This is a genomic window from Stenotrophomonas sp. TWI700 (assembly GCF_039673645.1).
Lineage (GTDB): Bacteria > Pseudomonadota > Gammaproteobacteria > Xanthomonadales > Xanthomonadaceae > Stenotrophomonas > Stenotrophomonas maltophilia_AA.
The window spans coordinates 56,699-68,659 of record NZ_JBDJMB010000021.1 but is presented as its reverse complement, the minus strand read 5'-3'; the positions used below and the strand labels follow the sequence as shown (position 1 = coordinate 68,659).

Sequence of the window (11,961 nt, the reverse complement as noted above, 5' to 3'; positions counted from 1 at the left end):
GTTGTTGTGTGTTTTGGGGGGGCCGGCGGCGGGGCGCGGTGCGGCTGGGGGGGGCGGGGGGGGGCTGGGCCCCCGGCCCCCGCCCGCACTACCGGCTCCGGTGCGTCCGCGTCTGCAATCTGCGCATGCACTGAATTCATGCATCAACCACGGCCACGGCGCGCACAATACCGTCCATGCCCGCCTCCCCCGCTGCCGGTGCACCCGGCCAGAAGAACCCCAGCCTGCGCGAGCGCGTCAATGCGATGCGCAACCTGCCCCCGTTCCTGCGCCAGGTCTGGCAGACCAGCCCAGGGCTGACCCTGGCCAGCCTGGGCCTGCGCGTGATCCGTGCCTTGCTGCCGGTGGCGATGCTCTATGTCGGCAAACTGATCATCGATGCGGCGGTGCTGCTCAGCCAGCACGATGCGGGTTTCCCGCCGTTCGGCGAGGCGCTCTCCAGCGGGCTGCTGAACCCGCTGCTCGGGCTGCTCGCACTCGAGTTCGGCCTGGCGATGGCCTCGGACCTGCTCGGCCGCATGGTCAGCTACGCCGATACGCTGCTGTCGGAGCTGTTCACCAACGTCACCAGCGTGCGCCTGATGGAACACGCGGCCGAGCTGGATCTGGAGGACTTCGAAGACCCCGACCTGCAGGACAAGCTGGACCGCGCACGGCGCCAGACCATGGGCCGCATGAACCTGATGAGCCAGCTGTTCGGCCAGGTGCAGGACAGCATCACCGTGGCCAGTCTCGCGGTCGGCCTGATCGTGTACGCGCCGTGGTTGATCCTGCTGCTCGCGGTCGCGCTGATCCCGGCGTTCATCGGCGAATCGCATTTCAACGCTGCCGGCTACAGCCTCAATTTCCAGTGGACGCCGGAGCGCCGTCAGCTGGAATACCTGCGCCAGATCGGGGCCAGCGTGGAAACCGCCAAGGAGGTGAAGATCTTCAACCTCCATCGGTTCCTGATTGATCGCTACAAACTGCTGGCCGAGAAGTTCTATCTCGCCAACCGCGCGCTGGCCCGCAAGCGCGCGATCTGGGGCACGCTGCTGGCCGCACTGGGGACGCTGGGCTATTACGCGGCCTACGCCTACATCGCGTGGCGCACCGTGCGCGGTGATTTCTCCATCGGTGACCTGACCTTCCTCGCCGGCAGTTTCCTGCGCCTGCGCCAACTGCTCGAAGGCCTGCTGATCGGGTTTTCGCAGGTCGCCGGGCAGGCGTTGTATCTGGACGATCTGTTCTCGTTCTTCCAGATCCAACCGGAGATCCATTCGCGCCCGGACGCGGTCGCCATTCCGCAGCCGATCACCGACGGCTTCGTGTTCGAGAACGTCGGCTTCCGTTATCCCGATGCCGAAAACTGGGCAGTGCGCCACCTGGATTTCGAACTGCGCGCCGGCGAAGTGCTGGCCCTGGTCGGCGAGAACGGTGCCGGCAAAACCACCCTGGTCAAGCTGCTGGCCCGTCTGTACGACCCCGACGAAGGCCGCATCCTGCTCGATGGCCGCGACCTGCGCGATTACGACCTGGATGACCTGCGCGCCAACATGGGCGTGATCTTCCAGGACTTCGTGCGCTACAACCTCAGCGCCGGCGAGAACATCGGCGTCGGCCTGGTCGAGGCGATGACCGACGACGCCCGCATCCGCGATGCCGCCCGCCGCGGCATGGCCGACGAGGTCATCGCCGGCCTGCCCGGTGGCTACGACCAGCTCATCGGCCGCCGCTTCAAGATGGGCGTGGACCTGTCCGGCGGGCAGTGGCAGAAGATCGCGATCGCGCGTGCCTACATGCGCGATGCGCAGGTCATGATCCTGGACGAACCAACCGCCGCATTGGATGCGCGCAGCGAGTTCGAGGTGTTCCAGCGGTTCAAAGAACTGTCCGACAACCGCACCGCCGTGCTGATCTCGCACCGCTTTTCCTCGGTGCGCATGGCCGACCGCATCCTGGTGCTCGCCGGCGGCCGTATCGAGGCCAGCGGCACCCACGCCGAACTGATGACCCAGGGCGGCCGTTATGCCGAACTGTTCGAGCTGCAGGCGGCCGGCTACCGCTGAAACCCCCGCTTGACGGGCCTGTCCGGCCAGTCAATGAGAATTTATCTCATTTGAGATAAACTAGACCCGACGAAACCGACCAGAACCCCACCCCCATGTCTTCCGCTTTTGGCGCCGAAACGGTGCTTGAGGTCCGTCACTGGACCGACGCCTACTTCAGCTTCACCACGACCCGCGACAGCGGCTTCCGCTTCGAGAACGGCCAGTTCGTGATGATCGGCCTGGAAACCGAAGCGCGCCCGCTGCTGCGCGCGTACTCCATCGCCAGTGCCAACTGGGAAGAGAACCTGGAGTTCTTCAGCATCAAGGTCCAGGACGGCCCGCTGACCTCGCGCCTGCAGCACATCCAGCCGGGCGACAAGGTACTGGTCGGCAAGAAGCCCACCGGCACGCTGTTGATCAGCGACCTGCACCCGGGCAAGCACCTGTACCTGCTCGGCACCGGCACCGGCCTGGCGCCGTGGCTGTCGGTGATCAAGGATCCGGAAACCTACGAGCGCTTCGACAAGGTGATCCTCACCCACGGCGTGCGCTACGAAAAGGACCTGGCCTACCGCGACCTGTTCGAGAAGGAACTGCGCGAGCACGAGTTCCTCGGCGAGATGATCGGCGACAAGCTGCTCTACTACCCGGCCGTGACCCGCGAAGCCTTCCCGAACCAGGGCCGCCTGACCTCGCTGATGGAAAGCGGCGAGATGCAGAAAACCCTCGGCCTGCCGCCGCTGGACCCGGAAAACGACCGCGCCATGATCTGCGGCAGCCCGCAGATGCTGGCCGACCTGCGCACCGTGCTGGACAGCCGCGGCTTCCAGACCTCGCCGCGCATCGGAACCCCCGGCCATTACGTGTTCGAGCGCGCGTTCGTCGAAAAATAAGGTGGAGCCACGCCATGCGTGGCTGGACCCCGCCAAAGTTGATGCAACACGAGGAGCCGGCCAGCGGCCGGCTCTACCCGTCGCCGTGGCCCTGGCCGGGCGACGCCGTCAACCCAGCGCGGCCTCGATATCCCCGCGCAGCGATGCCGGCGTGTCGGTCGGCGCATACCGCTCCAGCACCTGCCCCTCGCGGCCGATCAGGAACTTGCTGAAGTTCCACTTGATCCCGCGCGTCCCCAGCACCCCGGCCTTCTCGCGCTTGAGCCACTGCCACAGCGGATCGGCGCCGTCGCCGTTGACCTCGACCTTGTCCGACATCGGGAAACTGACCCCGTAGGTCAGTGAACAGAACTCCCCGATCTGCGCCGCATCCCCCGGCTCCTGGTGCCCGAACTGATCGCAGGGAAACCCGACCACCACCAGCCCCCGCGGCCCGAACTCCCGCCACAGCGCTTCCAGCCCCTCGTACTGCGGCGTGAACCCGCACTTGCTGGCCACATTGACCAGCAGCAACACCTTGCCCCGGTACTGCGCCAACGCCTGCGGCTGACCGGACAGATCCACGAACGGGAAATCGAAGGCAGTGGTCATGGCAGGGGCTCCGGTGGAAAGACCTCATATTAGCCCGCCCAGCGCGTGCGGCCTGGCGATGTGGGGAGCCGGCCTGCTCTGGCCAAAACATGCCTTTCGACACAAGCCCCTCCGCAACGGCTCGGGTTACCCTCAAAGACTTGTCTGACCGGAGATTTCCCCTTGACCACCCGTCTTGCCCTCGCCGTCGCCGTGACCCTCGGCCTTGCCCTGCCCGCCTATTCCGCCACCGCCGCCACCCCGGCCGCGACCGCCGCCCAGCAGGCCAACCCGTTCTTCGCCGACAGCCCGCTGCCGCTGCACTTCCCGCAGTTCGACAAGATCAAGGACAGCGACTTCGCCCCCGCTTTCGACGCCGGCATGGCCCAGCAGCTGAAGGAAGTCGAGGCGATCGCCAACAACAAGGCCAAGCCGACCTTCGACAACACCCTCATCGCCCTGGAAAAGAGCGGTGACACCCTGGATCGCGCCACCACCGTGTTCTTCAGCCTGGTCGGCGCCGACACCAACGACGCACGCAAGAAGCTGCAGGCCGATTACTCCGCGCGCTTCGCCGCGCACAGCGACGCCATCGCGCTGAACGGCAAGCTGTTCGCCCGCATCCAGACCCTGTACGACACCCGCACCCAGCTCGGCCTCGACGCCGAAGGCGTGCGCCTGGTCGAGAAGTACTATGAGAACTACGTCCGCGCCGGCGCCAAGCTGTCCGAAGCGGACAAGACCAAGCTCAAGGAAATGAACGCCGAACTGGCCAACCTGGGCACCAAGTTCAGCCAGAACGTGCTGGCCGAAGTGAACGCTTCGGCGATCACCGTCGACGACGTCAAGGAACTGGACGGCCTCTCGCAGGAACAGATCTCCGCCGCCGCCGAAGCCGCCAAGGCCCGTGGCCAGGACGGCAAGTACGTCATCACCCTGCTCAACACCACCGGCCAGCCGCCGCTGACCAACCTGGCCAACCGCGCGCTGCGCCAGAAGATCTACGAAGCCTCGGTGACCCGCGGCAGCCGCGGCGGCGAGTACGACAACACCGCCCTGGTCTCGCGCATCATGCAGCTGCGTGCCGACAAGGCCAAGCTGATGGGCTTTGCGAACTTCGCCGCCTACAACCTCACCAACCAGACCGCCAAGACGCCCGAAGCCGTCAACGCGATGCTCGGCCAGCTGGCACCGGCCGCAGTGGCGAACGCCAAGCGCGAAGCCGCCGATCTGCAGACGATGATCGACAAGGAACAGAAGGCCGCCGGCAAGCCGACCTTCAAGCTGGAAGCGTGGGACTGGGCCTTCTACAGCGAGAAGGTGCGCCAGGCCAAGTACAACTTCGACGAATCCCAGCTCAAGCCGTACTTCGAAATGAAGAACGTGCTCGAGAACGGCGTCTTCCACGCCGCCCAGCTCGAGTTCGGCCTGACCTTCAAGCAGCGCACCGACCTGCCGGTCTACCACGAGGACGTCACCGTCTACGACGTGTTCGATGCCGACGGCAGCCAGCTGGCGATCTTCATCTTCGACCCGTATGCACGCGCCTCCAAGCGCGGCGGTGCGTGGATGAACTCCTACGTGTCGCAGTCGGAACTGACCGGCTTCAAGCCGGTGGTCGCCAACCACCTCAACATCCCCAAGCCGCCGGCCGGCAAGCCGACCCTGCTGACCTGGGATGAAGTCACCACCACCTTCCACGAATTCGGCCACGCCCTGCACGGCATGTTCTCGAACGTGAAGTACCCCTACTTCTCGGGCACCTCGGTGCCGCGCGACTTCGTCGAGTTCCCCTCGCAGGTCAACGAGATGTGGGCCGATGATCCGGTCATCCTGAAGAACTACGCCAAGCACTACCAGAACGGCACGGCCATGCCGCAGGCCCTGCTCGACAAGGTCGTCGCCGCCGCCAAGTTCAACCAGGGCTTCGCCACCACCGAATACCTCGGTGCGGCCATGCTCGACCAGCGCTGGCACCAGATCGGCCCGGACCAGGTGCCGGCCGCCAAGGACGTCATGAAGTTCGAAGCCGAGGCCCTGGCCAAGGACGGCATCTTCTACGCGCCGGTCCCGCCGCGTTACAAGACCCCATACTTCAGCCACATCATGGGCGGCTACTCGGCCGGCTACTACGCCTACATCTGGTCGGAGGTGCTGGACGCCAACACCCAGAAGTGGTTCCGCGAGAACGGTGGCCTGAGCCGCAAGAACGGCGATCACTTCCGCCAGACCCTGCTGTCCAAGGGCGGCAGTGTCGATGCGATGGAACTGTTCCGCAATTTCGCCGGGCATGAGCCGCAGATCGAGCCCCTGCTCGAGAAGCGCGGCCTGACCTCGGGTGACGGCAAGAAGTAAGCGTCCGTTCCAACGACGCGCTGTACGGAAAACGCCCGGCACTGCCGGGCGTTTTTCATGGCTCACTCAACGCGGCGCCACAAACCCCCCAGGCACGCCGTTCGGCGACAGCACCAACTGCCACAACTGCGCATGCCGGCAGCGGAAACTCGCCATCGACCCGGCCAGGTAGAACCGCCACATCCGGCGGAACCGTTCGTCATAGCGCTGCGCATCCAGCCGCGGCCACGCCGCTTCGATGTTGGCCCGCCACGCCTGCAGTGTCCGATCGTAATCCGTGCCGAAGTTGTGCCAATCCTCGAGCACGAACAGCCCTTCCAGCGCCTCGGTGACCTGTGCCGCCGAAGGCAGCATGGAGTTCGGGAAGATGTACTTCGCGATCCACGGATCGGTGCGATGCCGCGACAGATTGCTCCCGATCGAATGCAGCAGGAACAGACCCTCCGGTCGCAGGCAGCGCCGCGCCATCTCGAAGTAGCCGCGGTAGTTCTTGTCGCCCACATGCTCGAACATGCCCACCGACAGGATCGCGTCGAACGATTCCTCCACGTCGTGGTAGTCCTGCAGCCGGATCTCGATCGGCAGGCCCGCGCACAACTGCCGCGCATACTCCGCCTGCTCCTGCGAGATCGTCACCCCCACGCCGGACACGCCATAGCGCTCCGCCGCGAACTTCAGCGCCTCGCCCCACCCACAGCCGATATCGAGAATCCGTTGCCCGGGGCGCAGCCCCAGCTTGCGGCAGATCAGATCGAGCTTGGCCTCCTGGGCCGCATCCAGGTCCGTGGCCTCGCGCCAGTATCCGCAGCTGTAGACCAGCCGCTGGCCCAGCATCGCCTCGTACAGATCATTGCCCAGATCGTAATGACGCCGGCCGACCTCGAAACTGCCCGCCCCGGCCTGCAGGTTGAACACCCGCGCCTTCAGCGCATCGGCCAGGTCGCGCCAGCCGTGCACGCGCTCGTCCAGATGCGCCTGCATCAGATGAAAGAGGAAGTCGTCCAGCGCGCGGGCATCCCAGTGCCCGTCCATGTAACTCTCGCCCAGGCCCAGCGAGCCCTGCGCCATGACCCGCGCGTAGAAGCGCGGGTCGTGCACCGTGATGTCCTGCGGCTGGTCACCGTCAACGGTGACCCCCGCCTCATGCAGCAACCCTGTGACCCGTCGTTGCAGCCCAGCGTCCACATCGCCTCCGTCGATCAGCCCCGGGCGAACAACCCTGCGACATCCTGACCCACGTGCGGCACCAGCACGGCGGCCGGGACGTCCACGGTCTGCGTGCCGTCCGAGTACGGCCCTACCTGGTAGGGCGGGAACACGAAGCGTATCGCAGAGATGCGTCCGTCGGAACCGGTCAGCGGCTGGAACTGGCTGAAGTTGTCCGCGCTCGGCCCGGTGCCGTCGGCGATCATCCGGCTCGCGTTGCGCAGCGATTCCTGCATCTGCGCCGGCTCCATTTCATCGCCACTCAACCGGGTCGCCACGCGCTCGCGCAGCTGATCGGCCACGTAATCACTGATCGCCTTCCAGCCCTTGGCGTCCGCCACCAGCTTGTCGGCGGTGAGCATCTGCTGCTGTTCCGGCAGCCACACGAAACGCGCCACCAGCGGCTCGCCATGGGCGCCACCGGTGTAGCGGCTGCCATCGGCGGTCACCACCACCAGCTGCGGCGTTTCCAGGACCTTCTCGAAGGTCAGCGACAGCTCGTAAGGCATGGTCGGCTTGTCGTTGCCCAGCCCGTCCAGCGCCTGCTGCAGCTCTGCCCGCGCACTGTCGGCGTAGCCACCCAGCACCTTGGCCAGACCCGGATAACGGGCGATGTCCGGCGGGTAGGTGATCCCGACCACGGCCTGCGGCGAGGTCTCGATCACGTCGCGCAGCTCGAGCGGCGCCTCGGGCGCCACCGCGGGCGCGGCTGGTTCGGCGGCGGTGTCGGCCGGCGTCGCCGGGGCCTGTGTGTCGCCGTCGCGCTTGCAGCCTGCGACCAGCACCACGCCCATAGCCAAGGCCAACGCGCTGGCGCGCAGCGCGCGACGGTTTCCTGCGATGTTCATCCTGAAATCCCCTTGTTGTAACCCACCATCATGATCAGCCATCCCTGAAGCATGACCCGCTGCCCTCATCGGACCAGCAGGTCGTCGTACTCCTCATGCCGCTGCAGGAACGCCTCGGCGTATGCGCAGGCCGGCACGACCTTGAACTTGTTGTCGCGCGCATAGCGCAGCGCCACCTTGGTCAGTTCGCCCGCGACCCCGCGCCCGGCGATCGGCTCGGGCACCTCGGTGTGGGTGATGACCATCCGCTTGCGCTTGATCTGGTAATCCAGCAGTGCCAGATGCCCTTTGACCCGGGCCTGGAACCGGTGATTGGCCAGATCGTGCTCCACCTCGTAAGCCAGTCCGGGCGGCGTGACCGAAGCCATGAGCGGTGTCTCCTGCGGCGACTGCAGCGATAGTGCGCAGCCGGCCGCCATGATCGCGTGAAGCCTGAACAGGGGCAAGCAGCGACGCGGCGCGTCACTTGCCGCCCTAAAGCCTGGGCGGCTCAAGCCGATATCGGATTCGGACAGGGCGTGAAAGCTGGCATGGCTTTTGCGAAGACCTGCCTGTACGCACCCGCTCTCCGGAGGTCCGCATGGACAACACCGCACCTGCCCCCGCCGCCCACGGCGATGCCGACAGCTCCCTGCTCGAAGGCCTGTTCCAGCTGGCCGTGAACGGCCAGACCCAGGGCTGGGAATTCGACCAGATCAACCACGAGGTCTATGCCCGGCTGCTCAGCACCTATGGCGTGGACGGCAAGAAGGCCGCCTGAGGGGGGGGAGGTACCGACCGTTGGTCGGTACGCCCCCGACTCAACCGCCGAGGCTGAAGGTCGGGTTGCTCAGCTCACGCAGGAAGTGGCTGAAGATGCTCGGCTGCATGGCGAGCATGAACAGCACGCCGAAGGCTGCACCGGCCAGGTGCGCGCTGTGGTTGATGCGATCGCCGCCGCGGCGGTCCATCCAGATGCTGTAGCCGACATAGAACACCGCATAGATGATCGCCGGGGCCGGAATGAACAGCACCAGGATGATCGACCACGGCTTGATCAGGATGAAGGCGAACAGCACCGCCGAGACCGCGCCCGAGGCCCCCAGGCTGAGGTAGCTCGGGTTCTTCTGGTTCTTCAGATAACTCGGCAGGATCGAGACCAGCAACGCACCCAGGTAGAACGCCGGATAGGTCAGGTAGCTGCCGCTCAACTCCAACATCAGCTGTTCGATGAAGCCGCCGAAGAAGAACAGCGTGATCATGTTGAACGCCAGGTGCGACAGATCGGCGTGGATGAACCCGTACGTGATCAGCCGGTCGTACTGACGGTTGCGGTCCACCGCGGGCGGCCACAGGATCAGGCGGTCGGCCAGCGCGCGGTTCTTGAACGCCATCCACGACACGATGACGGTGATGGCGATCAGCAGCAGGTTGACTGGGGTCATGTCAGGCTCAGGCGGTGCGGTAGTTGTCGACCATACGATAGCGCTTGGCGTACCAACCGAAGGCCAACGCCGCCAGGAACGCGAAACCGGCGAAGAAGAACATCAGGAACGCCGCCTCGCTCAATCCCGTACTGGCGATCTGGTGGGTGACCGTATCGTTGCGCACCGCCGCGTTGGACAGCAGCACCCACAGGTTGCCGATGGTGGTGGTCAGGTTCCAGAAGCTCATCACCACGCCCTTCATCGCCTGCGGCGCCTGGCTGTAGGCGAACTCCAGGCCGGTGGCCGAAACCAGCACCTCACCGAAGGTCAGCAGCGCGTACGGCAGCATCTGCCAGAAGATCGACATGACGTTGCCGCCGTCCATCATCACCTGGATGCCGCCGACCACGATCCAGGCCAGGCCGCTGAAGGCGATACCGGCGGTCATGCGGCGCAGCGCGGTGGGCTCGAAGCCGAAGCGGCGCAGCATCGGGTACAGCACCAGGTTGTTGAACGGGATCAGGATCATCACCAGCAACGGGTTCAGCGCCTGCATCTGCGAGGCGGTGAACCAGCTCGGCATGGCCATCTGCTGGCCCTGCAGGACCCAGGTCGAGGCCTTCTGGTCGAACAGCGAGAAGAACGGGGTGGTCAGCGCGAAGATCACCAGCACGCGCAGCACCGAGCGCACGCCCTCGACCGCTTCGGCCGGGTGCACCGCGCGGGCGCGGTCCAGCTGCATCCAGGTACCGCCACCGATACCGGCCAGCAGCAGAACCAGGGCGATGCACAGGCAGATCACGATGCCCAGGCTGCCGACCAGCCCCATCGAGGCCACCGCCAGCACCGCGCCGAGGATCGCCAGCGTCCGGCCCGGACGGCCCTTGCCCGGCACCTGCGCCGACAGCGCGGTGCGCACGACATTGCCGAACGAATGCGGGTCTTTCGGCGGCAGCGGCACCAGCACATAGCGCTTGCGGCCCATCCAGAACACGAAGGTCGCCACGAACATCAGGATGCCCGGGATGCCGAACGCCCACGCCGGGCCGAGGTTCTTCAGTGCCAGCGGAATCAGCAGCGAGGCGAACAGCGAGCCGAAGTTGATGATCCAGTAGAAGGCATCGAAGACGACCTTGGCCAGGTGCTTGTTGCTCTGGTCGAACTGGTCGCCCATGAACGAAGCGACCAGCGGCTTGATGCCACCGGCGCCCAGCGCGATCAGGCCCAGGCCGACGAAGAAGCCCTGGCGGCTGTCCTCGAAGATGGCCAGGCAGGCATGACCGGCGCAGTAGATCAGGCTGAACCACAGGATGGTGTGGTACTTGCCGAAGAATTTGTCGGCCAGCCAGCCACCGAGCAGCGGGAAGAAATACACGCCGATCATGAAGCTGTGCATGATGTCCTTCGCCTCGCCGGCGCGGCCATCGGCAGTGATCTCCTGCAGCAGCAGCGAGGTGATCAGGAACTGCACCAGGATGTTGCGCATCCCGTAGAAGCTGAAGCGTTCGCAGGCCTCATTGCCGATGATGTAGGGAATCTGGCGCGGCATCTTTCCTTTGCCGGCGCTGGCGGCTGCGATATTGCTCATCCTGTGGGGCTGTCCTGCGAACACGAAAGAACCAAGATTACCGGAACGCCCCACCCCAGCGCACGCTGCACAGCTGCATGACAGCCGCTGCCGGACATGGCAGGCCGATCAGGAACCACCGCCGCCGGTGGGCCCCATGTCACGGATCGTCGACGGCGGAAGCGTAAACTTATCGTTATGCGCACGCACATCACCGGTGGGACCCGACGTTGGCCAGGCTGGATCCTGCTGCTGTTGATGACGGCCCCCGCCGCCCTGGCACATGCGCGCCAGGCCGAAGACGCCCTGCCCTCGCTGAAGATCGCGACGCTGGAGCTGCCGACCCTGGACGATGCGCAGTGGCAGCAGCGCCGTGACCAGGTGCTGCAGCTGCTCGAATCCATGCAGCCGGACGTGATCGCGGTGCAGCGTGTGCGGCAGACCCAGGGCCGCAACCCGGCCTGCTGGCTGGCCAGCCGACTGCGCTACAGCTGCGATTTCGTCACCGCGGACCCGCCCAGCCAGCTGCTAAGGCACGGCAGCGCCATGCTCACCCGGCTGCCCGTGACCGATGATGCGGTCACCCTGCTGCATCCGCCCGGCCAGTTCAGCGCGGCGGGCATGCTGCGGGTCAAGCTGCGCCAAGAATTGATCAACATCTATGTCGCCCGGCTGCGGCCGGAGCCGGACGATGCACAGATCCGCCGGCACCAGACCAGCGACCTGATGACCTGGATCGGCGCGACCGCCGACGGCCTGCCCTCGCTGATCGCGGGCGATTTTTCGGCCGAGATCACCGAACTGGTGGGCAGCACGCCGGGCTTCCAGCCGGCCCGCAAGAACCCGGGCGAACGCGTGGACCCGCCTTCGCTGGCCGGCGCGGCACGGGGCCACGGGCTGGATGTGCTGTTCCAGGTCAAGTCCTTCGGCGGTATCCGCCAGGACAGCATCACGCTGCCGGCCAGCGACGGTGATGCCACGGCGATGCGCCTGGGCACGATGGCTACCCTGCGCCTGCAGGCCCCGGAAAGCACCAGCGCGCCCTGAGCCGGGCGGGTCCCAACGAAAAACGGCCAGGCATCGCTG

General features: G+C 65.9%; 11 protein-coding genes. 5 read left to right on the top strand and 6 right to left on the bottom strand.

What is annotated here, in order from left to right; all coding sequences use genetic code 11:
* The first annotated feature begins 176 nt into the window (after positions 1–176).
* Together ABE473_RS14470 and ABE473_RS14465 are read left to right on the top strand one after the other, a co-directional pair.
* Positions 177–2,048, top strand: coding sequence for an ABC transporter ATP-binding protein (locus tag ABE473_RS14470; RefSeq protein WP_346489955.1), 1,872 nt, complete (start codon positions 177–179; stop codon positions 2,046–2,048).
* A 95-nt stretch (positions 2,049–2,143) separates the two neighbouring features.
* On the top strand, positions 2,144–2,923 hold the full coding sequence (locus tag ABE473_RS14465; protein WP_121038039.1) for a ferredoxin--NADP reductase: 780 nt from the start codon (positions 2,144–2,146) through the stop codon (positions 2,921–2,923).
* A 108-nt stretch (positions 2,924–3,031) separates the two neighbouring features.
* On the opposite strand, the gene ABE473_RS14460 is transcribed toward ABE473_RS14465, so the two are convergent.
* A complete protein-coding gene (locus ABE473_RS14460) occupies positions 3,032–3,514 on the bottom strand; it encodes a glutathione peroxidase (RefSeq protein WP_346489954.1) in 483 nt (160 codons plus the stop codon).
* A 162-nt stretch (positions 3,515–3,676) separates the two neighbouring features.
* Between ABE473_RS14460 and ABE473_RS14455 the strand changes: the two genes are divergently transcribed.
* Positions 3,677–5,848 carry a M3 family metallopeptidase gene (locus ABE473_RS14455; RefSeq protein ID WP_346489953.1) on the top strand — a complete coding sequence of 724 codons (2,172 nt, stop codon included), beginning with the start codon at positions 3,677–3,679 and terminating at the stop codon, positions 5,846–5,848.
* Between the two features lie 66 nt (positions 5,849–5,914).
* On the opposite strand, the gene cfa is transcribed toward ABE473_RS14455, so the two are convergent.
* From cfa to ABE473_RS14440, 3 genes are all read right to left on the bottom strand, one after another.
* Entirely contained in the window at positions 5,915–7,033 is a 1,119-nt protein-coding gene (cfa, locus tag ABE473_RS14450; protein WP_346478203.1) for a cyclopropane fatty acyl phospholipid synthase, read from the bottom strand.
* A 14-nt stretch (positions 7,034–7,047) separates the two neighbouring features.
* On the bottom strand, positions 7,048–7,902 hold the full coding sequence (locus ABE473_RS14445; RefSeq protein ID WP_346489952.1) for a DUF3298 domain-containing protein: 855 nt from the start codon (positions 7,900–7,902) through the stop codon (positions 7,048–7,050).
* A 65-nt stretch (positions 7,903–7,967) separates the two neighbouring features.
* On the bottom strand, positions 7,968–8,270 hold the full coding sequence (locus ABE473_RS14440) for a GNAT family N-acetyltransferase (RefSeq protein ID WP_176989462.1): 303 nt from the start codon (positions 8,268–8,270) through the stop codon (positions 7,968–7,970).
* 212 nt (positions 8,271–8,482) lie between these two features.
* Between ABE473_RS14440 and ABE473_RS14435 the strand changes: the two genes are divergently transcribed.
* Entirely contained in the window at positions 8,483–8,662 is a 180-nt protein-coding gene (locus tag ABE473_RS14435; protein ID WP_019182899.1) for a hypothetical protein, read from the top strand.
* A gap of 40 nt (positions 8,663–8,702) precedes the next feature.
* Here the strand turns inward: ABE473_RS14435 and ABE473_RS14430 are convergent, their stop codons facing one another.
* Together ABE473_RS14430 and ABE473_RS14425 are read right to left on the bottom strand one after the other, a co-directional pair.
* Positions 8,703–9,326 carry a rhomboid family intramembrane serine protease gene (locus tag ABE473_RS14430; RefSeq protein ID WP_346489951.1) on the bottom strand — a complete coding sequence of 208 codons (624 nt, stop codon included), beginning with the start codon at positions 9,324–9,326 and terminating at the stop codon, positions 8,703–8,705.
* Between the two features lie 7 nt (positions 9,327–9,333).
* A complete protein-coding gene (locus ABE473_RS14425; RefSeq protein WP_176989460.1) occupies positions 9,334–10,896 on the bottom strand; it encodes an oligopeptide:H+ symporter in 1,563 nt (520 codons plus the stop codon).
* A gap of 237 nt (positions 10,897–11,133) precedes the next feature.
* On the opposite strand from ABE473_RS14425, the gene ABE473_RS14420 reads away from it, so the two are divergent.
* On the top strand, positions 11,134–11,922 hold the full coding sequence (locus tag ABE473_RS14420; RefSeq protein WP_346489950.1) for an endonuclease/exonuclease/phosphatase family protein: 789 nt from the start codon (positions 11,134–11,136) through the stop codon (positions 11,920–11,922).
* Positions 11,923–11,961: the final 39 nt, after the last annotated feature.